Origin of the sequence: Candidatus Accumulibacter phosphatis (assembly GCF_000024165.1) — a bacterium.
GTDB lineage: Bacteria > Pseudomonadota > Gammaproteobacteria > Burkholderiales > Rhodocyclaceae > Accumulibacter > Accumulibacter phosphatis.
This window is the reverse complement of the sequence record NC_013194.1, coordinates 4,405,754-4,430,050: the sequence shown is the minus strand read 5'-3', so window position 1 is coordinate 4,430,050 and position 24,297 is coordinate 4,405,754. Positions and strand designations below refer to the sequence as shown.

The window sequence follows — 24,297 nt, the reverse complement described above, 5'->3', positions numbered from 1 at the left end:
GATCCGGCGTGGTAAGCTTTTTGCTTTGAGTATTCTGATCATTTGCCCTGGAGCCGACCGTGTCCATTCATGTAGCCCTCAATCACGTTACCCACTATCGCTACGACCGCCTGATCAGTCTCTCGCCGCAGGTGGTCCGCCTGCGGCCGGCGCCGCACTCGCGCACCCCCATCCTCAGCTACTCGCTGAAGGTCACGCCGGCACAGCATTTCATCAACTGGCAGCAGGATCCGCAGGCGAACTACCTGGCGCGTCTGGTCTTCCCGGAGAAGACGCGCGAGTTCTGCGTCGAAGTCGATCTCGTTGCCGAAATGTCGGTGATCAATCCCTTCGACTTCTTCCCCGAGCCCTACGCGACCAACTTTCCTTTCAAGTACGAGGACTGGCAGCAGGAGGAACTCGAGCCCTACCTGCACCGCCTGCCGCTGACGCCGCTGTTGCGCCACTTTCTCGATACGGTTCCGGCGGATCCACGCCCAAGCGTGGACTTCCTCGTCGATATCAACCGGCAAATCCAGGGCAAGGTCGGCTATGTGATCCGCCTCGAGCCCGGCGTGCAGACGCCCGAGGAAACGCTCAAACTTGCCCGCGGCTCGTGCCGTGATTCGGCCTGGTTGCTGGTGCAGGTGCTGCGCCATCTCGGGCTGGCCGCGCGTTTCGTTTCCGGCTATCTGATCCAGTTGGTCCCCGACGTCAAGTCGCTCGACGGACCTTCCGGCACCGACCACGATTTCACCGACCTGCACGCCTGGTGCGAGGTTTACCTGCCGGGCGCCGGCTGGATCGGCCTCGACCCGACCTCCGGCCTGTTCGCCGGCGAGGGGCATATTCCGCTCGCCTGCTCGCCGCAGCCGTCTTCGGCTTCGCCGATCACCGGCTTCACCGAGAAATGCGAATGCGAGTTCGAACACCGCATGCGCATCGAGCGTGTCTGGGAAGCACCGCGGGTGACCCGGCCATACAGCGAACAGCAGTGGCAGGCCATCGAGGCGCTTGGCCACCAGATCGACGCCGACCTGATCGATGACGATGTTCGCCTGACGATGGGCGGCGAGCCGACCTTCGTCTCGATCGACGACCACGATGGTGCCGAATGGAACACCGAGGCGCTTGGGCCGACCAAGCGTGTCCGGGCGGCCGAGATCTTTCACCGCCTGCGCGAGAAGTACGCGCCGAATGGCCTGCAGCATTTCGGCCAGGGCAAGTGGTATCCCGGCGAACAGCTTCCGCGCTGGTCGCTGAACTGCCTTTGGCGCTGCGACGGGGAGCCGGTGTGGAACGATCCGGCGCTCTATGCCGACGAGACACGCGACTACGGTGCCGACGAGGTGCTCGCCGGGCGCTTCCTGAAGCACCTCGCCGGAGCCCTGGCGATCGACCCCAAGTACGTCTTCCCGGCCTACGAGGACGTCTACTACTACCTGTGGCGCGAACACCGCCTGCCCGCCAACGTCGATCCTTTCGACGCCCGCCTCGAAGACCCGCTCGAACGGCGACGGCTCGCCCAGGTCTTCCGCCAGGGGCTCGATCAGGCGATCGGTCACGTGCTGCCGGTGGTACGCGCACAAGGTCGCTGGCAGAGCGGACCGTGGTTCCTGCGTGATGGCCGCTGCTACCTCGTCCCGGGTGACTCACCGATCGGCTATCGGCTGCCGCTCGATTCGCAGCCCTGGGTCGCCCGCGACGACTATCCCTACATCCATGCCCCCGACCCGACCCAGAGCTTCGCACCCCTGCGCCCGCACGCCGAGATCCGCGCCCAGTATGCCGTCAGCCACAGCGAGAGTCTGGCTGCCGAAGAGGCCGCGGTCACCGGCGAAGGCTTTGCCAGGCAGGCGCTCGACCGTGACGCAAATTCCCGCGCGCACGCCAGCGACGGCATCGATCGCCCGCCACAGCACCTGGAGTCGGCGGCGCTGGTCACGCGCACGTCGATCTCGGCACAGGCCCGCAACGGCGTTCTCTACATCTTCATGCCGCCGACAGAAACGCTCGACGACTACCTCGAACTCGTCACCGCCGTCGAGGCCACCGCCGCGGCGCTCGCTTCACCGGTGATTCTCGAAGGTTACGAGCCGCCGCGTGATCCGCGACTGACGAACTTCCGCGTCACTCCCGACCCGGGCGTCATCGAAGTCAACATCCAGCCGTCGGCTACCTGGGACGAACTCGTCGCCCGCACGACCCATCTCTACGAAGTCGCGCACCTGTCGCGGCTGACGACCGAGAAGTTCATGCTCGACGGTCGTCATACCGGCACCGGTGGCGGCAACCATTTCGTCTTCGGCGGCCTGACGACGCTCGACTCGCCCTTCCTGCGCCGACCCGATCTTCTGCGCAGTCTGATCAGTTACTGGCACAACCACCCGTCGCTCTCCTATCTTTTCTCCGGCCTGTTCATCGGCCCGACGAGTCAGTCGCCGCGTGTCGACGAGGCGCGCAACGATTCGGTCTATGAACTCGAGATCGCCTTCAGCCAGTTCCCACCGCCGGCCGCCAGCGGTGGCGAGTGTGTCGCGCCCTGGAGCATCGACCGAGCCCTGCGCAATCTGCTGATCGATTCGACCGGCAACACACACCGCGCGGAGTTCTGTATCGACAAGCTGTACTCACCCGACGGGCCCACCGGCCGCCTCGGCCTGCTCGAGATGCGCGCCTTCGAAATGCCCCCGCACGCGCAGATGTCGCTCGCTCAGCAACTCCTGCTACGCGCGCTGATCGCCCGCTTCTGGCGCACCCCTTACGCGCCCGAACGACTGATGCGCTGGGGGACCGAGCTGCACGACCGCTTCATGCTGCCGCACTTCGTGCAGCAGGACTTCAACGACGTCATCGACGAGTTGCGCGCCGCCGGCTATCCGTTGGAGAGCAACTGGTTTGCGCCGCATTTCGAGTTCCGCTTCCCGGTGCACGGCAGCATCTCGGCGCAGGGGATCGCGCTGGAAGTCCGACATGCGCTCGAACCGTGGCACGTGATGGGCGAGGAGGGTGCGGTCGGCGGTACCGCGCGCTACGTCGACTCGTCGCTCGAACGCCTGCAGGTCAAGGCGACCGGGATGGCCGGCGATCGCTACGTGGTGGCCTGCAACGGCCGCGCCCTGCCGCTGCGGTCGACCGGCAAGGTCGGCGAGTTCGTCGCCGGCGTCCGTTACCGGGCCTGGAACCCGCCATCGGCGCTGCATCCGTCGATCGGCGTGCACGCGCCGCTGGTTTTCGACCTCGTCGACACCTGGATGAAGCGCTCGCTCGGCGGCTGCCAGTACCATGTGGAGCATCCCGGCGGGCGTAACCCGGACCGCTACCCGGTCAACGCCAACGAAGCCGAGGGTCGCCGTCTGGCGCGCTTCACGCCGTTCGGCCACAGCCCCGGCCAGATCGACGTACAGCCGGCGCCAACCAACGCCGGCTTCCCGTTCACACTGGACTTGCGACGAAGCTGAAAAGCGACATGGGGCGAGTGGTCCGTCGCCTGCTCGCGGCCGGCAGCCGTCGGCAAGCGGCGGCAAGCCGGGCTACATTGGCGGCGTCTGCCGCGACGCCTGCTCCTTGACTGCCGCTTCCGAAATCGGCACACACCGGAAGAACACCTTCGGGTAGTCCGGCGTATTGACGCTTCCGTAGGACGAGCTGCTTGCCACGGGGATCATGTCCTTCTTCTGATCCCGGCAGTAGTCGACAGCCCGGTGGTAGTTCACCCAACCAGCCGTATCCGACATCATGTAGGTGTCGGGGCCGGTGGGAACGATGTTCGTCGAGCAGCCCGCCAGGATCAGTGCGGACAGCAAGCCAGCGCAAAAGCCCTTGTTCGCCTTCACAGACTTTCCTCCAGAGCTGACAACAAAACGGCACGTCGGACCGGGCCCGCGGGCGCCTCTCCTGCGCAGCCACCGCCGGCGACGTCCTGCCGGGAGAGATGCGGAGCCGGCCCAGGCACCGATGGGGTTGCAGGCAGCAGACCGTGTGATGGTAGCAAGAAACCGGTCTCTTTTCACTCGGCAGCGTGGCTGTCGCTCATGGCTAGAGTTACCGACATGCCGTCGTCGTCGTCAGGGGCGTGCCTGACCGGCCGCCGCCTGAGCGCCGCGCTTCTCCACTTCCCGCCGATACGACTCCAGAATACGCGCTTGCTCGGCCTGCAGGCGACGCAAGGCCTGCGCCAGGAGAGGCGTCCGCGTTTCGCCGATGCGCTCCGGCGCTTCGCGTGCGACCTCGTTCTGCGCCGCAACCCAGCGCCGTCCCGCCGGCGTCCGGAACAGCTTCAAGGCGGCGTCCATATCGCGCTCGGCCAGCTTTTCCCGCCACAGGTCGCGGTAGACGTCGCGTAACGCCGTTTCGCTGTTGGCGGCAGAGCACAGTCCTTCGGCGTAGCGCTGATAGGCAGCGACCAGCTCAACCCAATAGGGGGAGTCCGGGCCGAGTCCGCCGAAGTAGTCGGGCTGCGACTTGACCAATTGCCCGGGCGCCACCAAGCTCATCTCGTGCAGGCAGTGCCGGCCCAACTGCCGAGCCTGATCGGGCACGGCGAACAAGCTGAGCAATTCGTCGTACTTGCCGCCCGCCACGGCCGGCAACCTGGCGTTGGCCGCCGTCGGCTGGGTTGACGCGACCTGCCGTGCGAGGGCAAAGGCGGCGAGCGGTTGCCGGATGGCCTCGCCAAGAGAAAGGCGAGGGTCCGACTCGGGGAAATCCTCCCGGGTCTCGCGCGCGGCGATGAGCGGCCGAGCTCTTTCGAAGGCTTCGACGAAGGAATAGGTCTGGCGCAACGCTTCATCGAAATAGGCTTTGCCGAAATAGGTGAAATCGGCCTCGTTGCTGCAGCCGAAGGAGTTCCTGTCCGGTGCGGCCGCCGCGATCACCAGGGTGTTGTCGTCTTTCAGGGCGTCGATGAAGCCGCCGGAATAGCAGGCCGAGATGACGACGACGCGGCGCTTGATCCCCGCTTCGTCGAGCAACTCGCGCAAGCGTCGCGGATCGAGCGTGTTGAAACGCATGGGCCAGAAATCGAGGGCAAACTTGTGATCCTTCGAACCATGCGAAGTGAGGAAGAGGAACAGGATGTCCTCGTCGGGATCCATGATCGCGCCAATCCGCCGCAGCGTCAGGCCCAGGCTCGTGGCACTGGCGATCGGCGACTCGGCGACACTCTTCGGATTGTTGATCAGGAGCACCGAACGCCCCTCGGTGGCGAAGCGTTCGCGGAACAGCTCGGCGACCGAGCGCACTTCCCGCATGAAGACGTCCTGCCGGGAATAACCCGCCGCGCCGACGAAGTACAGATCGGTGACGCCCGGCCGCCCTGGCTTGAGGGCAGCCAGTTCGCGCTCGAGGAGCCGTGGTTGCAGGTAGAAAGCATCTTCGGCGACCAGCGACAGGTGCTTCCGCTCGAAGTCGCCGCTCGCTTCCTCGTCATGCGCCTCGATCCACAGCGAGCGGTCGTGGTAGACGACGCTTGCCGGCAGACCGAGGAGCAGGCCGGCAACGGCAACCACGGCCAGGCTGCGGCCGGCCGGCAGCCCCAGGAAACGGATCGCCGCGCCGGCAAAGGCCAGGGCAACCCACCACGGCGGCAGGTAGTCGATGGCCTCGCGCCATTCGCGCGGCAGGAAATCCGTCGCCGCGCCGACGGCGTGGAAGAGGAGCAGGTAAAGGGCCTCGACCGCCACCTGCACTGCCGCCAGCAAGGTCAGCAGCGCCAGCGTCTGCCGCTGACGGCGGGCCAGGCAGGCGACACCCCAGGCGGCGAAGAGCATCATCGGCACATGGAACAAGGCGCCGGGCAGACCCTCTTCAGAAAACACGCCGTCCGGTCCGACGCGAAGCAGCGCCTCGACGACGGGCAAGACGATGCCGAGCGCCGTCAAGGCGATGAACTGTGACCACGACGCTGACGGAAGGCGCGACGGCAGGGGCAGGAACGCGGCCAGACGCAGGCCCAGCCGTAGATACTGGAGGAAAGCGCGCCAGCCGGAAGGTCTGCCGGCCGACCCGACGCCGGCAACGGGCAGGTCGCGCGGCACGGTGGCGGCGGGTGTGCCGGTCGGCACCGCCGCGCCGCCGATCCGCTGCCGCAGCAGCGCAACGAAATCGGCCTGCTCGGCATGCGAAGCGAAGGCACTTGCCGGGACAGGGATGAAGCTGACGTCGTCGAGGTAGATCAGAAGATCGTCATTGGCCGTTTCCAGCGAGCGGATCGCCGGCCAGGCCACGAAGCTCGTGCCGTCGTCGCTGGCCCAGCGCAGGCCGTCGTCCTTGACTTCCAGGACGCGTCGCCCGCGGACAAAACAGCTTCCTTCGGCGATCCTGCGAAGCATGCTCTCCTGGAGCAGTGCCTGCTGGACACCGAGAACGACGACCCCGACGAGCAGCGCCAGCGCCGGCCACTTCCCTTCGCCGCCGCCCAGCCAAGCCTCGCTGACCAGCAGACCGACGGCCACAAAGACCATCCTGATTAGCAATGAGCGTCAGCTGCCCGAATCGAGCGCTGGGGCCGCGGCGCGCAGACTACCGCGGCGACCAGGAGCCGCTCGTTCAACGTACTGAGGTCGAATCGGCGGTTGAATCGGTAGGTGAAAGCCGCGAGGTACTGAGCGCCATACTTTCGAAAGGCAAGCGCGTGGTAGCAACCCGAAAAGCTGGTCTTGAGATTGCCCAAGACCGTGTTGACCCACTTGAACTCTGGCAGGTCCTTGGGCTTCCGCCCGGCGACGACGGTCGGCTGATGAACGCAGCCGGCGTCGGTGACGGCGTTGAAGCAAGCCAGACCATCCGACAGCACCGTCGATCCCGGTGCGAGGTTGCTCTTGGCCCACTCGGCAATTGCCTTCAGGGTAAAACCGGGAACCAGCGTGAGTTTGGCACGCAGGGGGTGGCCCTCATCGCTGAACGAAACCGCTGCCACGAACGGGACCTTGTTCTCCGAACCCCGCCCTGCCTTGCCGCCCGTTCGTTCGCCGCCCAGGTAAGCGTCATCGACCTGCACCTGGCCATCGAGCACATAGCGTTCTTCCCGCTGTTCCATCGCCCGCATCAGCTTGTGGTGGATAAGCCAGGCAGTGGGATAACTCACTCCCAGATACCGCTTCAGAGCCAGCGCCGACAGACCCGTCTTGGCCTGGCTGATGAGGTAGATCGCCAGGAACCACACGGTCAGCGGCAGCTTGGTGCCCTGAAACACCGTTCCGGCGATCAGCGAGGTTTGATGCCGACAGGCGTTGCACTGAAACACCTTGCACGCCCCCCCGCGCAGCACACAGTGCGCCCGCTCACCGCAGCGCGGACAGGAAAACCCGTTCGGCCAACGTGCCGCCTCCAAGGCTGCTGCGCACTGCGACTCGCTTCCGAAGCGCTGGGTGAACTCCGGCATCGACAAACCCGGTTGAAACTGGATTCGATTCATGGCCATGGCGCTGCTCTCCGTGTGGTGACGGAGTGCAGCATAAGCGTCGCCGGGCTCACCCGATGCGCCCGGCTGACGCTCATTGCTAATCAGGAAGACCATTATCAGGGTCGCCTGATACACCACCCGGCGAGTCCACGACGATCGCTGGCGCATCAGGCGCTGCTGATTGCGCTTCAATAACGTCGCATAGTGATCGGCGTCGAGTTCGTAGGCTATCGTGGTAAGCATTCGCTTCCTCGCCGGCTTCTTGGCAGGTTTGCCCGGCGGCCACTTCCAGGGGGTCGTCTGTTCGGTGGTGCCGCCCAACCATGTTAGCACGCCGGGAACTTCGAGCTCTGCCGGCGCTTGGCGTTGCGCCTATTCCTCACCAGCACCCGGTAGTTCGCCTGCGGTGCCCAGCACACCTCGTTCACACGAAGGATCACCACGAAGGCGAAGGGGGCCCTCACCATCACTGTCGGCAGCAGATGGTGCGGCTGTTCGGGGAGCGATTTCATGTTGGTGGCCTACGGTCCCGCGCCCGGCAGAACCAGCGGAACGAGAGGCGCCGTCCGACCCGCGCGGTGGCAAGCCGCCGCAACGCCAGTACGAGCCAGACGCGGGGCGCCAAAGGGACGAAGCCATGCTAGCGGCGCTGCAGCGTTTTCATTTAGTATCGTCACGACACGTCGACGAGCCCTATCAATGACCGCACGCCTGCTTAATCGCATCGCCATCGACGCCGGGGACCACTGGCGCAAGCCGCCCTTTCCCGGCACGAGCATTCGGGGCAGCCGACATCGGTCGCGAGAAAGTCAAGTAACGCTGCGGTGCCAAGGAGGCCTGACATGACCACGATTCAGATTGATTTGCCCGATGCGACCGTGCAGGCGGCGCGCGATGCGGGGCTACTGACGACGCAGGCTCTGGAGCGTCTGCTCAACGAGGCCATCCGTCGCCAACAGGCCGCCGATGCGCTGCTGTCCATCGCCGATCGTGTAGCTGCTGCGGGTATCCCACCGATGTCGATGGAAGAAATCAACGCGGAGGTCAAGGCGACACGTGCGGAGCGCCGACAGCGTGCTGCGGGTAGTCATTGACACCAATGTAATGCTCTCTGGCCTGCTCTGGCACGGCGCGCCGCACGTCTTGCTCGAGCATGTCCGCGCGGGCACGCTTGGCCTGGTAAGCAGTCCCGCGATCCTGGCCGAGTTGGAGAATGTCATCGCCCGCCCTAAGTTTGACGTGATCCTCGCACGCTCGAACACCTCGCGCGAAATCGCCTTGGCAGAACTGCGGTAATTGGCCGAGGTGATCGAACCGCCACGTCTGGATACTCCAGTCTGCCGCGACCCCGATGACGATGCCGTCCTCGCCCTGGCTCTCGCTGCTCAGGTCGGCATCACGTGCGAGGAAAAACACACGCCGTTTGGTGTCGTCAATGAAGGCAGTCGGTCCCTCCATCGGCCCTTCGGAAGCTCGGCGAGGACCAGGGATCTCGTCATCGACAGTCTCTATGCGTGGTGGGAGCGTCAGGCACCGGAGGCGTGTGCTCGCTTCACGCACATCCAGAACAAGGGCGATAACGAACTGGAGAGCAATTGTTGGCGCACGCAATGCATCAAACGGTTGATCGAGTTCGCCGATTACATCGGCAAGTCCATCCGCGGTCTCTACTATCCGCCGTACCACAGCAGATACGATCCGGTGCAGCGTTGCGGGGGAATCCTGGGAAAGCACTGGATCTGCGCCAAACTGACCAATACCCAAACGATGATGGAGTGGACGAAGAGCATGACCTCGGAAGGCGTTCATCCTGTCGTCGAACTGAGCCGTACGGCCTATGAAAAAGGAGTTGCCGTCGCCAAGGATGCCATGCAAGAGTGTCGAGGCCAGGCTAGAAAGAAATGCACTTTCCCCAAGCGGGACATCTTGATCCGCCTAGCCTGCCTGGTATGACTATTCGTGGCATTCACCTATCGCCATAAGGGAGAGACAGGAATGGACGAGGCGATCGTTGTCTTTTCTCGGAAAGGGATTTTCCAGACCACCATTGTCGCGCGCGACGTTCGCAGCCGGGAACATGCGCGCAAGCTGTGGCCCCTGGTGTCTCCCGGCGCATCACGGCAGATGGTGACATGGGTAGGTCCCTCCTTTGCAAGCGGGAAGTTGCGTCGACGATCCCATTTCCGCGTACTTCCTGCTCAGCACACCTTTAACCCCAAGGCGCACTTTGACGCCGAAGAAGCCAGCCGGTGGCGGGCCGTGCAGGAAAGTCGCGAACACCAGCTAGCGAAAGAACTTATCGCGGCCGAAATCTCCCGACGCCTGAATGCCGGGCTTGCGATGCCGTGGGCGTTCAAGGATATGGATGCGTCGGACTATCCGCTGGAAGGCAACCTCTTGCTGGGCGCCGATAAGGTGGAAACCGAGCACCCCCTGGACACGCCGTTCGGCAGTCAATTCCGGCTTGACGTTGCTGTGCTCGGACCGCCAGTCCAGGCCGAGCCGATGGTGCTGGGCGGCGTGGAAATCGAACTCGGCCACGCCTTCGACGGGCGCAAGGCACTGATCGGGAAATCGCTCGGATTTCCACTGATCTCTATCGACATCGCCGAGATGACGCTGGCCGAACTCACGTCCGAGTGGGCACAGCAAGTATTGACGGCGACTACGCGGAGCCACGAGCAAGGGCGTCGGCAGACCTACATCTATCTCCACGACTTGCTGTACCCCCTCCACGCGCAACTGCCGACGTTTCTCGACGACGAGCAGCGGCATCAGTTTCTTGTGTTTGCTAACGATGAAACCCTGAACAAGCTGGTGCGCTGGATGAACCTGCTCGCCGAAAAGCTGGAGTACCCGAAGGGCACGGTCGCCGTTGCCCTAGTCAATGGCAAGAACGACCAGTCACGCAAGATGCTAGAGCGTGCGGGACAGGTCGTTGGACCCGACTGGAGGGAATTCAACGGCCAGCGGTGCCTACGGCTGACCCTACCGCGCCCCAAAGGCCCAGCGGATCTCCAGGCCCATCGCTTCCACATGACGATGGCGCGCATCCTGCTGTCACGCACAGATGCACTCGTTGGATACAAGTATCGTAACGGCGTGGACAACAATCACCCCGAAGAAGACGTGTGGGTCGCGCATTGCTGGGTCGCTGACCGGAGAACCCATACCCAGTTCCGCGTATTGCCGAAACGGCTGGCCGAACCGGTCAATAGGTTGATGGCAGTCGTCTCGGACTTGCATCGTAACCACGAAACCCTCTCGCTGAGGGAGTCACGATGCAAGAAGAAGACGAGCTGAAGGTCTTCAGAACATTCGCTTGCCTGGTTTGACGTGTCTGCCAGGAAGATCTCGATGCCCCCAAACAGAGTTCTTGACAGCTCAAATAGGCAGCGATAGAGATGGTTTGTAGCCGCCGTCATTCGCACCCTCGAAGTCGTACTCGTACAGCGTGCACCTGCCCAGGCCAGGCTGTCTTTGTCCGAGAAAGAACGTGAAGGCATTCGGTGCCGCAACGAATAGATGCAGCGGCGGTCGATGTCCAATGCGCCTCTCATTGATCTGCAGCGCCAACGCTTCGGCGAGATCAAAGGCGTGCTGTCCACACCCAACGGACCGCGCGCCAGCGCCACAGGTCGGGCGCGCAATCAGCAGCGAACTCACCTCCGGCGACGAAACTGCAAGATGTGATTTCACGGCCTGAACCACATCATGGGTAAGGCATACCGCCACAGCCATGTCCCCTCCGCTCCCGTTCAGTGTCTCCAGCTCGAACGCCCATCTTGGCCACGACGGATCACGTGGCATGTCGCTGGAATGCCAAACATTGCGGTGCACGGTCCTCTGCTCGATCTCGACGCTTCGGCCAGACTTGATGTTCAGCACCGTACCGGCAGCAAAGGCCAGCGTGATGTGGGCATCGAGGATCAGACGCAGATGCTGGCTGTCTGTGGCCGCAGTCTGCAAAAAGCTCTTGAGCATCGGATAGAGCGTCGTTGCCCACGCGGCCTGGTCGCGGATGGCGCGCTCGTCGAAATGGGGAATCAAATCCAGCACGACCGCGCACCGATCCTCCAGCCGATCAAAGGGGTGCTCGAAGGATTTCACGCCGAACACCATATGTGTGCGGCCGTCTCCCGCCAGTAGCCCCTCCCTCTTGCAAGCTTTTCGGAACGTTTGTCGATCGAACTCCAGCCGACCTTGAGCGAGCCACTGGAACACCACGTCGTCATAGACGAAGCTGCTCTCGTTCACGGGTATGCGTCGCAGGCCACGGTTCTCGAACAGCAGGTCCAGGTTGTCCCGATGATCGTCAAGCGAAGTAGAGTCTGTGTCCAATGACAGCGTTCGAGCCAGAAGCATGAGTTCCTGATCATCAATGCCCAAGTGTTCGCGCCAGAGTTTCCGGACCTTGCCGGCTGCAGAGCGGTCCGTCGAGCCGTCGAACAGGTCCTTCAAACGTAACGTCTTCGATTTCTGGTGGATGTAGCTCCGCAGCGGATCAGTTTGTCCAATGCGCCAATTGGTGAGGAGCTTGAACCGGGCCCCAACGCCGTCACGTGCGTGAGCGACCTGCGCTGTACGGGCTCGCTGCAACAACGAGAACTTGTTCGCGTTGATCCACTCCGGATCGATCAGGTCGGCGTAGCCGAAGTCGCTGATGGATACGTGCCACTTGCACTGGATATGTTCTCGCAGGATGGGCCTGCCTTCTTGATCGCCGGGCGCACGATCAGCCGCATAGGCAACCCATACATCGTCGAAGCCCTTCGGACCCGACTCAAAGCCCACCATAGCTACAGGACTGGCCGGGTCCAACAGGCAAGCGGCCTTGCGCCAGAAGATTCTGGCCTGAAAGGCATCTCCGTCTCTGCGGACGGCTACGGCTTGGGTCATGGTAAATCCTTGTGAGAGAGACAGACAGGCCTAAGATCGTCCACGACGTTTTGTTACGTATCGCGAAACGGTGGCGTCGGCGACATTGACCGCGCCAGTTCGATGGCACGCGATGGATCAATTGGACCATCTGGGTACGCATCTAACACGATGGCGGGCAGCAACCGCTGCGTGATATCCGAATAAGTGAATCCGTAGGCGCACTTAGGTAGCTCGCCGGTTGCGGCCACGAGCGCCTGCAAGTCCGTGTTGCCAAACCCTGCATTCCCCAGGCGACGCGAGAGCACATCATACCGTTGCAAGGCATCTGGGCGCTCGAACACAAGGATGTCCGCTGCTCGACGACGCACAGCCGGGTCCAGTGCATTCAACCGATTGGTGCACATCAGCACCACCGCCGGAAGTCCTCCGTTCGCGAACCTGTCGATGCCACGGATGAACGCGTTAACGCCCGCCCGATCTTCATGGTGCATCTGATCGGATTCACGCGACTGGGCCAGTGCGTCGGCTTCATCGATCAACAGGATGACTCCCCCGCGTGCGGCGCCTCTGACCGATTTGAATTTACTGGCCTCATTAAATGCATGCTCAAACGCGGTAGAGACGAGTTGTGTCATCTCGCCGACGCGACCCTGGCCGCGGGAAGAAAGACTCAGTGGCAGCAGAGTGATGTCGATGTCTTCCTGGCGCGCCACCTTGTCGCCGATGGTCTCCGCCAACTCCGTCTTACCCGAACCAACATCGCCAGCGAGGACCACCAGCGGCGGGCGGCGGATGACGGCATCAAGCAGGCCAGCTGCATCTGCATGGTGCTTGTCTTGCCATTTCCGAAGCCCAGTCGGATTGATCAGGACGCCCAGCACGTTGGCAAGGCGCTTGATTTTTCCGTCCATCCCAACGAGACGCGCGAGGCGGCTCTGGGCGTCTGGGTCAGGTAGTGTTGTTGGGCGTTCAAACAAGCCTTGAAGGTTAGGTTGCTGGCTCATCAATAGCTCCTGACACTGGCGCGACCAAGTGAGCGGCCGCCAGATGAATAGGTCTTGTCGTTGGCGAAGTAGCCATTGCTGACAGCGGCTTCTGATCCACTTACACGCTGCAGCGGAAGCTGCTGCTTGATCGCTACACGCTGGTCCGCGGTTAGGGCGTGCCAATCTGCGCTGTACGTCAAGTAGCTGTGAAACTGCGCGCCACTGATGTTTTTACGCGGGAGCACGCGTCCAGGATCATCATCTACGCTGCCACCTGCCAGCTCGCTTGCGGTGTATCGTAAGGTGGGTTCAATCCACTTGTCGTCACGCTGAAAGCCGTAGGTGACGGTTCCGAGATAGCCCTGGCGCAGCAGTTCAGTGACTTCCCCCTCAAACTCCGCAATGCGTTCGTCGGTGAGATGCCCGTACAGGCGTTGCAAGCGTTTGAGGTCTGCCGACACTTTTGCAGCAAGGTGTCTGGCATGCGTCAGTGTGAAGGTCCGAGTTGCGGTTGCAGTAAAGCTGTAGCTCATGATGTTCAACCTTGAAAAGATGGGCCAAAGACTTTCTGCCAGTAGTGCAGCGTCAGTTCTTTGTTCGGCGCGGACAGCGCAGAATCAATGGCGTCACCTGCATCCAAAGCAGCATCGACGATGGCGTCGGCAGTTTCTGTCGTATATAGCCGCGAGACGTTGTTGATGGCGTTGATCGGATCGATGATCTGCACAGGATCGTCGATCTTGGCCACACTAGAAGCCTTGTAGTGATCCTCGAAGACAATTCGTTCGCGGAGGTTGGACTGCGCCACGTATGTGAAAAACGACTGTAGTGCTTCGGGGTAGTCGGAAAAGTCCACTCCGTCATCGCAAAGCTTGGCGAGGATCATCTCGATCATGAAGGACTTGAATCGGAAGTCGTCGCGCTCCAGCTTCATACGCCGTGCCCAAAACTTCACTAGGCGTACCACCTGCGCGAAACGGATCGGCTGAGCCCGCTTTCGCTTCGTGGCGAACTCGAGATGCAGGGGGATGCTGGTCTCCAGGAAAGATCCATCGTCCTGGCTGATCAGGTCGCCGCGCCAGTCGGGGAGTCCTGCATACAGGATCGGGACCACATCCACATCCAAGCCCGATCCCTGAAAAGATACAGTGACAGAGTAGGTTTGGGGCTTGACCTGCTCCGGACGGAAATTGGGGAATGCCTTGCGCAGGCGCTCTGCCAGGTAGTTCAGCAGTGCTCGGATGTCATGAGGAACGTCCGAGCCGCTGACGTACAGCGCCATGTCAATGTCGTTGAGCGAGCGTAGCGCGGTACCCTTGGCGAGGCTGCCCGACAGTTGGATTCGCTTGAGCGAGAAGTCCGGGTGCTCCGAAATGTAGCCCTCCAGCTTCTCGCGCAGCCGGCGCGCTTGCGCACGGTATTCATCCGCCTTGTCTTTGGGCAGATTGACCCGATCTTCCGCGAACCGCACAAGGTCGCGATGGTCGATATGGGTTCGGGACATCTCAAAGGCTCCTTATAAGGCAATGATGGCTCGTATCAGTGAATCATGATGATAAGTTCGGAATCGTGAACACGCAGAGATCTTACACCAGTCTTCTCGGATGTCAAACAAAAAGTTCGGTATCGTGATATTGTTCGTCCACGCATTCTGGATAGGAGACCGACCATGGCGACACGTCTCGGCGAGAAGCTGCGCGAGCTTCGCAAGGAGCGCGGGCTGACACTCGAAAAGCTGGCCGACCTTGCGGGACTCAGCAAGAGCTACCTCTGGGAACTTGAAAACCGCGAGTCCCAACGGCCATCAGCAGAGAAACTAACGGCACTGGCCGACGCACTAGACGTCGCTGCTACCTACTTCCTAGAAGAAGATGTTCGCGCGCCGGAGGAGCGGCATTTGGATGAGGCCTTCTTTCGTGGCTATCAGAAGCTTCAACCCGAAGCGAAAGAACAGCTTCGCAAAATACTGAGCACCTTCAAGAAGTCCTCGCAATGACCGAGGTCTGGACTCCACAGCGTGCAGCCAATCGGCTTGTGAAACTGGCTGAACTGTTCAGCGCAGCACATGGTGTGGACCGCTTTCCTGTGGAGATTCCGCCGCTCGCGATGGAGGCTGCCCGCATCTTTGGTTGGGCCGACCCGATTACTCAGGTCCAGGCAGCCAACATCAAGGGTTTCGACGGCGCACTGTTTCCTAGTGATGGACGGACGGAATGGCTGCTGCTCTACAGCGAAGCGGTGTCGTCGCCAGGTCGGGTGCGGTTCACTCAAGCCCATGAGCTTGGGCACTACATCCTGCACCGGCAGATCAGAGAATCCTTTCAGTGCAGCGATGCCGACATGCTGAACTGGTCCAAGGATGACAAGAACATCGAGGGACAAGCCGACCTGTTTGCGTCCTACCTGTTGATGCCCCTCGACGACTACCGTAAGCAGGTCACTACCACGGTTGACTTGGATGTGCTCGCGCATTGCGCTGATCGCTATGGGGTGTCACTGACGGCGGCGATACTGAAATGGCTGCAGTACACGGAAGAGAAAGCCGTGCTGGTGATGTCAACCGATGGCTTCATCAACTGGGCTTGGTCAAGCGAGCCGGCGGTCAAAGCCGGCGCCTTCTTTCGCACCAGCAATAGCGTTATCTCGGTACCCGACGGAGCGCTCGCCTCCAATCCCGAAATCAAGCATGATCGGGCAGGCGCTCAAATCTCTGCCTCCGTCTGGTTTCCGCATGCTCGGGGCGACACGTCGCTGCGGGAGATGAAGATTCATGCCAAGCAATATGACCGCACATTAAGCCTGCTACACTTGCCCCGCTCTGTTGATGTTTGGCCACCATGGGCCAAAGAAGAGTAAGTGCTACAGGGGTCTGGACGGGCCACCTTGCCGAGTAGCTGGTCTGAGCGGCGGCGGACTGCAACGGGGGAAGGCAGTGGACAGAGTTGTAGATTGAGCACCGCAAGACGGGTAACCAATAGTCCTGCCCCAAGGATCTGAGGGCCCCGGCGTGCCGCCGTCGCGCTGTGCATCGAGCCTCACTGCGCGAGTCTCGCCCCCGTCGGGGCTTCCATCGCTCCCTCCCTTTGCTCGGCTGGCGCCTCCGGCCCGGCTCGTTGGTCCGAGCCGTTCAGCATGGTCATTGCCCAGCAAGCGTCCATCAGTGTCGCGTGACCAGGCAGCTGTTCTTCCGCTAACCGTACCAGTGACAGGTGTTGCCGCAGACTACAGCAGCCCCGCCAGCGCCGCCACCCACGCCTCGGCGCTCGGCCGCAGGAGTTCGAGCAGCGGCAGCGGATAGACGCCGATCGCCAGGATCAGCAGCGCCGGCAACAGCAGCAGCGCCGTCTCCCGCGGCAGCAGGTCCGCGGCTTCGGCCACGTCGGAATTGTGCACCGGCCCGAAAAACGCCTGCCGGAACGGTGCCAGGAATGCCGCCGCCGCGAGCACCGTGCCGAACAGCGCTGCCAGTCCGGCGCCGGTATGGCTGTGCAGCGCGGCGACGATGATCAGCAGTTCGGCGGGGAAACCGCTGGTGCCGGGCAGGCCGATGCCGGCCAGGCCGAAGAGGAGGAAGAAGCCCGACAGCAGCGGCATGCTGCGCATGACGCCGCCGAGATGACCGATGTCGGTCGAACCGGTGCGGCGCTGCAGGAAGGAGAGGATCAGGAACCCGCCACCGGTCGACACACTGAAATTGAGCATCAGCAGCAGTGCTCCCTGCAGCGCGGAAACCGAGAATGAGGCCAGTGCGAGCACCACCAGCCCGACGTGCGACAGGCTCGCATAGGCGAGCACGCCGCGCAGATTGCTTTGCGCGAGCGCGGCGACACCACCGTAGAGGATCGCCAGGGTACCGAAGCCGGCGAGCAGCCAGTGCAGGTCGCGCGCCGCCAGCGGCGCGAGGGGAATGGCCAGGCGGATCAGCCCGTAGGCGCCGAGTTTGAGCCCGACGAGCAGCGCGGTGACCGCCGCCGGTGCACCCATGGCGATCGACGGTAGCCAGGTGTGGACGGGGACCAACGGCACCTTGACGCCGAAACCCACGAGCAGCAACAGGAAGACCACGAACTGCACACCCTCGGGCAGCGGCGTCGCCAGCAGCGTCGGCAGGTCGAAAGCCAGCACACCGCCTTTCGCCTGCCCGAAAACGGCGGCCAGCAAGCCGAACAGCAAGGGCACGCCGCCGGCCAGCATGACCAGGAAATAGCGCACCGCTGCCGCCTGCCGGCCGTTGCCGACGCCCCACAGGCTGACCAGGAAGTACAAGGGGAGCAGCGTGAATTCCCAGCAGAAGAAGAACAGGATCGTATCGAGGGCACAGAAGACGCCGAGCGTCGCCGCTTCGAGCAACAGCAGCAAGGCGAAATACAAGCCCGGCGACAGGGGCGATGCCGCAGCGGTGACGCGCCAGCCGGCGACGACCGCACCGCAGAAAAGCAGTGCCGTCGCCGGCAGGAAGAGCAGCGAGATGCCGTCGACGCCGACCAGATAGCGGACCCCGAGCCCGGTGATCCACGTCGCCGACTCGAGGAACTGAAAGTCGGGATTGCCAGCGTCAAAGGTGAACACGATCAGCAGCGACAGCAGCAAGGTCAGCACGCTCGTGCCGAGCGCCAGCCGCGCCGCCCAGGGCGGGCGCCGCCACAGCGCCGTCGCCACGGCGCCTAGCACCGGCAGCGCCAGGAGGGCAGTCAGCAAGGGCCAGGAGTTCAGCTCAGCCATGATGGAAATAGGCCGACAGTGCCTGCGTTGCGCTATCGGTAAGCTTCAGCCACGGCTCGGGCCAGAAGCCGGCGGCGAGCAGAACGACCAGCGTCGCACCGCCGACGAGGTACTCCATCGGCCGGGTACGCGCGATCCTCGCCGCCGGCACGTCGCGTGGCCGCGGTGCCAGGAAGGCGCGCTGGAAAGCCCAGAGCAGGAAACCGGCCGCGGCGACGTTACCCAAGGCCGTAGCAATCGTCGGCAGCGCGCCGAAGGTTTCGATCGACGCCTCGAGGACGAGGTGCGCGGCGTCGAAGCCCGGCGTCCCGGGCATGCCGAGGATGGCCAGGCCGCCGATCAGGAAGGCGACGGCGATGAAGGGGACGCGATCGAACAGGCCGCCCAGCCGGTCGAGGCTGGTCGTGCCGGTGCGGCGGTACACATAGCCGACCATCAGCAGCATCACGGTGATCGCCAGGCCGAAGTTGACGGCCAGCAGCAAGGCGCCCTGCAAGCCGGCCGGATGCAGCGTAAACAGGCCGATGACGATCAGGCTGGTATGGCTGACGACAGCAAAGGCCATCAGGCGGCGCAGGTTCGCCTGCCGGAAGGCCATTGCCGCCGCGAAAAAGACGCCGACCATGGCGAAGGCGACCACGTATGGCTGCCAGAGCATCACGGCATCGGCGGTCAGCGGCAGCAGGAAGCGCGCCATTCCGTAGATCCCCACCTTGACGCCGAGCAGCAGCACCGGACCGACGGCGATCAGGCCGTAACCGGCCGAGTTGGGCAACCAGCCGTGCAGCGGAAACAGCGGCGTGCGCACCGCCAGCCCGTAGAACAACAGGTAGAAGGCCGCCGACTGGTACTTGCCGATCTGCGGCGTCTGCAGCAGTTCGAACAGGTCGAAGCTCCAGTGACCGCCGACGACATCGACGTGGCTCCAGGCGAGGACGACGGCGCCGGCCACGAACAGGCACCAGCCGAAGAGCTGATACTGGAGGAAGCGCGACAGCGCGAGACTCTCCTCCGGCGACGAGGCCCAGCGCCAGAGCAGGTAGCCGACGAGTGCCAACTGGACGGCCGAGGCGGCGGCAAACCAGAGCAGGTTCATCGTGGTCAGCATCGTCATCAGCGACGCTTCGGTGAGCAGCAGGACGCTGAGCAGGCGCACCGGCGTGATCTGCTGGCGTGCCATGCCATAGAACGACAGCAGGGCCCCGAGCAGGGCCGTGAGCAGGATGAAGAGCACGCTGACGCCGTCGGCCGCCGCGTGATAGGCGAGCTGATCGACACGCTCGGCGAACTGCAGGACGCTCGTCGACACGTCGATGCGTGCGTACAGGTCGATGGCGACGACCAGTTCGCCGACGGCAAGAACCCGACCAAGGATGAGCGCCAGATCCTGTTCGCGCATGATCAGGAGCAGCAGCGCACCGGCCAGCGGCAGCCACTGCAGGGTCGCCAGCGGCGGATAGCCGACCTGTGCGGCCCAGAGCACTTCGTTCACAGGATCACCACGAAAGTTGCCATCACCATCAGCATCAGATAGCGCGGTTGTTCGAGCAGCGACTCGATCACATCGACATAGTGTCCGACGCGCTGCAGGCCGCGGGTCAGCACACCGTCGCCGCTGAGCAGCAGGCGGTCCTCGAGAAGCTGCAGCCGGTCGGCAAAGGCAAGCAGCGCCCGGCCGGCGATGCCGTGGCCACGAATCAGCGTGTTCGCCGTCTCGCCCGCAAGCAAGCTCGCAGCGCCGTGCGGCGCACCGAGAGGCGCCTTTTCATCCTCACGCGGCGCACCGATCAGCGGATCGATGAAGCGTTCATCGAGCGCCCGCACGTCGCGTCCAAGCGCCAGCGTCGGTCGCGTCAGCAGGTTGCTGGCCAGCGGCTCGATCCAGAAACGCTGCAGCGTCGCCGTATAGAGCCAGCCCTGGTTGGCCAGCCAGCGCGGCACTGGGCGTGCCGGGCGACGCACCATGTGCATGTACGCCGGCGCCAGCAGGAACTGGTACGCGCGCCAGGCCGCATGCAGGCCCGAATAACAGGCGGCCAGCCAGAAGAAGCCGAGGCCGCAGAGCAGGAACATCAGCCCGACCTGCGTCACGGTCGAGAAGATCAGTGCCGACTTGACGTCGCTCTGCACCAGCGCACAAAGGCCGCCGTACAGGGCCGTCGCCAGGCCGGCGACGGCGAGCAGCGCCAGCATGTCGGGCACCTGCACGAGCAGGCCCTGCAGCCGACAAAGCAGGTACACGCCGGCGTGCACCATCAGCGATCCGTAGAACACGGCGGACGACGGCGTCGGCCCTTCGAGCGCCCGCGCGATCCAGGGTGTGAACGGCAACTGCGCCGACTTGACCAGCGCCGCGAGCACGAAACCCAGCGCCAGCAGGCGTGCCGTGACCGTAGACAGGGTTCCGTCGCCGGCCAGCGCCGCCCACTCGACGCTGCCCACCGTCCACACGGCGAGGCCGATGCCGAGCAGGAAGCCGGCGTCGCCGACCCGGTTGGTGAGAAACACCAGCAGGGCATTGCCGGTGGCCAGTGGCCGCTCCCAGGCGTAGGCGATCAGCAGCCAGGAACTGAAGCCGGCCAGTTCCCAGCCGACGAAGGCCAACACCGCGTTGCCGGCGAGGACGATCAACAGCATGCCGGCAAGGAACAGGCTCATGCCGAAGAAAAAGCGCTGGAAGCCGCTCTCGCGATGCAGGTAGGTCGCCGAAAAGCGCAAGGCGATCCAGGCGATCAGGGCGACCAGTGTCGCCATCGGCAGGCTCCAGGCGTCGACGACGAACGATAGCCGCACCGGCACCGCACCGATCCACAACCATTCGCCCGCCACCACCGAGGTTGGCGACAGCCCGGCGAGCGCGGCCGTGTCGATGATCAGTAGCAGCAGCAAGGCGCCGAGCGCCGCGCCGCTGGCCAGCCCGGCGGTGCGCGGCTCCTGCGCGTCACCACCCCCGCGGCGCCGCAGCCGGCGCAGTCCGATTGCCGCCGCGGCAAGCAGCGGCAACACCGGCACCAGCCAGATCAAGCGGCTTGACGCCATGAGCGCGCCGGCGAGCGTTGCGAGTCCGTCGTTCATCGTGCCATTACTGGGCGGCGCAGCAGTGCCGGTGGCAGCGGTTCGTGGTGACCGGAGAACCAGTCGATCGAGCGCTCGACCTCGGCCAGTGGTGGCGTCGGCTCCGGCTGGTCGGCGTTCCAGAGTTGCCAGCCGCTGGCCGGGTCGAAGAGGTGAATCGTCGCCGTCTCCGGGTGCTTGGCGGCGAGAAGGATCCAGCCGTTGCCGATCAGCTCCTGCAGCGGCGGCTGTCGCTGATAGACGGCGGTGACGATCTCGAGTGTCTGCTCGACGATCACCAGCAGGCGCATCGGCTCGTGGACCTCGACCATCTGCAGGGGCAGGCCGGTGCGCAGGTCGGAACTGGCGCCCTGCATCACGCCGAACAGGCCGGCCAGATTGTGCATGACCTTGGAACCGCAGCCGAAGTGCTCGTTGTTGACGGTCGAGAAGTAGTATTCGAGGTTGATGCCGGCGCCGACCGGGCCCGCCGCCAGCAGGGTCGCCTCGAGCACGCGTCCTTCGACGTCGGGCAGCGGGTCGTAGGAGATCAGGAAGACGCGTCGATCGAAGAAGGCGCCGCGGCTGAGCGTACGGCGACCGACAAAGGCCGCGGCAACGGTCGCATGCCCCAGTTCGGGCCGCGCCTGGCCGATGTCCTGGCGGCGGTCGGCGAGATGTCGCTGCGCCCGCTGCGGCGAAGGCTCGCGCGGTGCCGAAGCGAAGCGCCGGCAGCGCTCGACGGCATGCAGCCGCGCGGCCTGCTCGCAGTCACGACGCAGCGCCGCAAACGCCTCACGGTGGCTACCGGGGATCCGGTCGACGTCGTACCAGACGAAGGTTTCGTCGCAGGTATTGTGCTCGGCGCCGATGAAGTGCGTGCCGTCACCGACGACGATTCCCTGCACCGCCAGTCCGGCGCGCACTGCCGGCCGGTTGGCCATCGCCGCGAAGACGCGCGCGTTCGGCCCGCCATGCCGGCCGGAACAGGCGCCGCAATCGTAGGCGGCGAGATGCGGGTTATTGCGACTGTCGGAACCGTGACCGACGATGACTACCAGCGGCGCCAAGTCCCTGGTCAGACCGATGGTGCGCAGGAAGCCGGCGACGCGCGCCGCCTGCTCGTCCTCGCTGAAACCCAGTCGCGGCGCCGCGGCGCTGGCGATGCGGGCCGCCTCGGCCGGCTCGGCGGTCAGCTTCAGCTCGCCCGCCGGCCGCTGCTCGAAGCGATCGCGCCAACGCCCAAGGAGTCGCCCGAGCCTTCCCGGGGCGAGCGTCCGCGCCAGCAGTCCGAGCAGTGCCGGCGGCGCGGCGACGATCGTCAGCAACGCCGCCTGCAGCCAGCCGCGCCGGCTACCCTGGTGCAGGCGTTCGCGCCAGACCAGGCGCGTCTGCCGACGCCGCTGATGCCGCTGTGCGGCCACCGCGGCAACGGCCGGCGCGGCCTCGCGCACCGCGTTCTCGGGCCGTACGACGATTGGGCAAAGGGCCGTCGGCACCTCGTCGTCGAGGCCTTGCCAAAGCATCGGGACACCGAAGAAGCCGGCGGCGCCGAAAGTCTCGAAAGCCGGATTGACTTCCTCGAGATGGCGGCGCGTTCCCTCCTCGCGATCGTCCATGCACAGCACGAACTGCGCCTGTGCTCCGCCCGCGAGCGTCGGTGCCCGGCCGTGATTGGCGATCAGGGCCGCCAGGATCTGCTGCCGATAGTGGTGCTCGTAGGCGAGCAGCCAGACCCGACCACGCTCGTCGGCGCTCAGCGAGACGGCGCAGGCGTGCAGCGCGGCTGCGCCGACCGCCCCCATTTCCCGCAGTTCGCGAGCGCAGAGTCCCAGCCTTTGCGCCAGCGAGAACAGCGGCCAGGCCGCCAGCGCCTGACGATCGCCCGCTGCTTCGGCAGCACGGCGCGCGTCGACCAGTTGCACGGCGAGCCGTTGCCAGTCATCCCCTTCTCCTGCCCCGCCCGGCAGGGCGAGGCGCGGCCAGACGAGATCGAGCATCTCCTCCGGCACTTGCCGGCTGCCGCAAGCGTGCCGCACCGACAGTTCGGCCGGGTGACGGACGAAATGCTCGCCGAGCGCCGGCAGCCGCAGCGGCAGACCCCAGACGCGGCGCACGAGTTGCTCGCCATACAGGCGTTCGAGGACGACCCGCACAGCGAGAAAGTCAGCCAGGCCGACCGGCGGGTCGCCAGCCACCGGGTGCGCCTCGCGCCAGCGGCACATCCCCGCCCAGCCCGGCAACTCCAGCGCCAGTCGCTGCAAGCAGGCGCACCACTGCGACTCCTCGACACCGAGCCGGAGCAGTTCGCCGGCAATGGCCTGCAGCGGATCCTCGGGCAGTTGCTCGATGTCATGCCGCGCCCAGGGAACTTCGTCGAGCTCCCATGCCCAGTCGCGACCGGCACTCTGTCGCCATGCCGCATAGAAACCCTGGCCGCGCGCCGGATTCCGCCAGGCCGCCAGGCCTTGATCGAGATGGGCGCAGAGGTGACGAATCAGCGTGGCGTGCAGCACTTCGCGTCGGTCCTCGCCGGTCAGGTGAGCGAGCAGGGCGCCGAGCGTCCACTCGCGGCCGAGACGCCCGAGCAGGTCCTGCCACAACACGGCGGCAGCCTCAGGCGAGGGCTCGCCAGGATCGCCCCCCTCGGCTTCGCGCCACCCCGCCGGTGCCACCGCGTGCAGTTCGCGCGCGGCCGCCCAGAGGTCGGCGACAGCGGCTCTTTCGTCGTCGCCGTCAAGCGCTGCGGCAGCCAGCAGACGTTGGCGCGCCGCCGCGTCGAGATCCGGCGGCAGCCGCTCGAAGGCGGCCATTTCCTCGCCCCGCCAGCGCAAACGAGCCGGTGAGGGCTTGTCCTGCGGGGTCAACAGCGCCGCCCGAATAAGCTGACTGCGGCTCAGTGGGCACGTCGCCTCGGCGAACATGGGGTCGTCGACGCCGCTGCCGAGAACTTGCCGCAGGGCCACGGCGAGATCGACTGCGGTCACCCGCCCCCGCCGGAACAGCTCACGGCAACGCTCTTCGGCCAGCCACGGACGCGCGCCGGCAAGGCGGGCAACCTCGCCCAACGCCTCGGCAAAGGGCAGGTGCTGAAAAGCGTGCAGAGTGTTGTGATGGACGAAATCACGCAAGGGCGCCTGCGCCGGCAGGAGGTGTCCCAGTCGGTGCACACAGGCCTCGATCTGCGCCCGGTGATCGGTGGCCGGCGCTGGAGAGTCGGCGCTCGATGCGGTGTTCGCTGGCGGCAGGTGCGAAGTCATCCGCAGTCTT

The 24,297-nt window shown here is 64.4% G+C and carries 18 protein-coding genes; 7 read left to right on the top strand and 11 right to left on the bottom strand.

What is annotated here, in order from left to right:
* The first annotated feature begins 59 nt into the window (after positions 1-59).
* The gene (locus CAP2UW1_RS19245; protein ID WP_015768295.1) at positions 60-3,440 is read left to right on the top strand and encodes a transglutaminase family protein; all 3,381 of its coding nucleotides are present in this window, start codon (positions 60-62) and stop codon (positions 3,438-3,440) included.
* Between the two features lie 72 nt (positions 3,441-3,512).
* Here the strand turns inward: CAP2UW1_RS19245 and CAP2UW1_RS19240 are convergent, their stop codons facing one another.
* The 3 genes from CAP2UW1_RS19240 to CAP2UW1_RS19230 form a co-directional block, all read right to left on the bottom strand.
* Positions 3,513-3,815: a hypothetical protein gene (locus CAP2UW1_RS19240; protein WP_015768294.1), complete on the bottom strand. Its 303-nt coding sequence runs from the start codon at positions 3,813-3,815 to the stop codon at positions 3,513-3,515.
* Positions 3,816-4,046: 231 nt separating this feature from the next.
* Positions 4,047-6,434: a C13 family peptidase gene (locus CAP2UW1_RS24135; RefSeq protein WP_015768293.1), complete on the bottom strand. Its 2,388-nt coding sequence runs from the start codon at positions 6,432-6,434 to the stop codon at positions 4,047-4,049.
* 14 nt (positions 6,435-6,448) lie between these two features.
* Positions 6,449-7,402: an IS1595 family transposase gene (locus tag CAP2UW1_RS19230; RefSeq protein ID WP_015768292.1), complete on the bottom strand. Its 954-nt coding sequence runs from the start codon at positions 7,400-7,402 to the stop codon at positions 6,449-6,451.
* 824 nt (positions 7,403-8,226) lie between these two features.
* Here CAP2UW1_RS19230 and CAP2UW1_RS19225 point away from each other — a divergent pair.
* The 4 genes from CAP2UW1_RS19225 to CAP2UW1_RS19210 are packed head-to-tail and all read left to right on the top strand — an operon-like array spanning position 8,227 to position 10,687.
* The gene (locus CAP2UW1_RS19225) at positions 8,227-8,478 is read left to right on the top strand and encodes a hypothetical protein (protein ID WP_015768290.1); all 252 of its coding nucleotides are present in this window, start codon (positions 8,227-8,229) and stop codon (positions 8,476-8,478) included.
* Entirely contained in the window at positions 8,459-8,680 is a 222-nt protein-coding gene (locus tag CAP2UW1_RS19220) for a putative toxin-antitoxin system toxin component, PIN family (protein ID WP_015768289.1), read from the top strand. The genes CAP2UW1_RS19225 and CAP2UW1_RS19220 overlap by 20 nt, the downstream gene beginning before the upstream one ends.
* Positions 8,681-8,689: 9 nt before the next feature.
* Positions 8,690-9,337 carry an ISAzo13-like element transposase-related protein gene (locus CAP2UW1_RS19215; protein ID WP_015768288.1) on the top strand — a complete coding sequence of 216 codons (648 nt, stop codon included), beginning with the start codon at positions 8,690-8,692 and terminating at the stop codon, positions 9,335-9,337.
* Between the two features lie 42 nt (positions 9,338-9,379).
* Entirely contained in the window at positions 9,380-10,687 is a 1,308-nt protein-coding gene (locus tag CAP2UW1_RS19210) for a hypothetical protein (protein ID WP_015768287.1), read from the top strand.
* 81 nt (positions 10,688-10,768) lie between these two features.
* Here the strand turns inward: CAP2UW1_RS19210 and CAP2UW1_RS19205 are convergent, their stop codons facing one another.
* From CAP2UW1_RS19205 to CAP2UW1_RS19190, 4 genes are read right to left on the bottom strand one after another with little or no spacing between them, the layout of a single operon-like run.
* Positions 10,769-12,283 carry an SAVED domain-containing protein gene (locus CAP2UW1_RS19205; RefSeq protein ID WP_015768286.1) on the bottom strand — a complete coding sequence of 505 codons (1,515 nt, stop codon included), beginning with the start codon at positions 12,281-12,283 and terminating at the stop codon, positions 10,769-10,771.
* Between the two features lie 53 nt (positions 12,284-12,336).
* Positions 12,337-13,269, bottom strand: coding sequence for an AAA family ATPase (locus CAP2UW1_RS19200; protein ID WP_015768285.1), 933 nt, complete (start codon positions 13,267-13,269; stop codon positions 12,337-12,339).
* On the bottom strand, positions 13,269-13,784 hold the full coding sequence (locus CAP2UW1_RS19195) for an HORMA-1 domain-containing protein (RefSeq protein WP_015768284.1): 516 nt from the start codon (positions 13,782-13,784) through the stop codon (positions 13,269-13,271). Before CAP2UW1_RS19195 ends, CAP2UW1_RS19200 begins: the two co-directional genes overlap by 1 nt.
* 5 nt (positions 13,785-13,789) lie before the next feature.
* Positions 13,790-14,755 carry a CBASS oligonucleotide cyclase gene (locus CAP2UW1_RS19190; RefSeq protein WP_015768283.1) on the bottom strand — a complete coding sequence of 322 codons (966 nt, stop codon included), beginning with the start codon at positions 14,753-14,755 and terminating at the stop codon, positions 13,790-13,792.
* 165 nt (positions 14,756-14,920) lie between these two features.
* On the opposite strand from CAP2UW1_RS19190, the gene CAP2UW1_RS19185 reads away from it, so the two are divergent.
* Complete coding sequence (locus tag CAP2UW1_RS19185) at positions 14,921-15,247, top strand: helix-turn-helix domain-containing protein (RefSeq protein WP_015768282.1); 327 nt, start codon at positions 14,921-14,923, stop codon at positions 15,245-15,247.
* Entirely contained in the window at positions 15,244-16,107 is an 864-nt protein-coding gene (locus CAP2UW1_RS19180) for an ImmA/IrrE family metallo-endopeptidase (protein ID WP_015768281.1), read from the top strand. The genes CAP2UW1_RS19185 and CAP2UW1_RS19180 overlap by 4 nt, the downstream gene beginning before the upstream one ends.
* 366 nt (positions 16,108-16,473) lie before the next feature.
* Here the strand turns inward: CAP2UW1_RS19180 and CAP2UW1_RS19175 are convergent, their stop codons facing one another.
* Genes CAP2UW1_RS19175 through CAP2UW1_RS19160 form a run of 4 tightly spaced genes read right to left on the bottom strand, consistent with a single transcriptional unit; the run spans position 16,474 to position 24,287 of the window.
* Entirely contained in the window at positions 16,474-17,973 is a 1,500-nt protein-coding gene (locus CAP2UW1_RS19175) for a complex I subunit 4 family protein (RefSeq protein ID WP_015768280.1), read from the bottom strand.
* Positions 17,966-19,465: a complex I subunit 4 family protein gene (locus tag CAP2UW1_RS19170; RefSeq protein WP_015768279.1), complete on the bottom strand. Its 1,500-nt coding sequence runs from the start codon at positions 19,463-19,465 to the stop codon at positions 17,966-17,968. Before CAP2UW1_RS19170 ends, CAP2UW1_RS19175 begins: the two co-directional genes overlap by 8 nt.
* Positions 19,462-21,048 (bottom strand): proton-conducting transporter transmembrane domain-containing protein, encoded by a 1,587-nt coding sequence (locus CAP2UW1_RS19165; protein ID WP_015768278.1) that lies wholly within the window; start codon positions 21,046-21,048, stop codon positions 19,462-19,464. Before CAP2UW1_RS19165 ends, CAP2UW1_RS19170 begins: the two co-directional genes overlap by 4 nt.
* On the bottom strand, positions 21,045-24,287 hold the full coding sequence (locus CAP2UW1_RS19160) for a DUF2309 domain-containing protein (RefSeq protein ID WP_015768277.1): 3,243 nt from the start codon (positions 24,285-24,287) through the stop codon (positions 21,045-21,047). Before CAP2UW1_RS19160 ends, CAP2UW1_RS19165 begins: the two co-directional genes overlap by 4 nt.
* Positions 24,288-24,297: the final 10 nt, after the last annotated feature.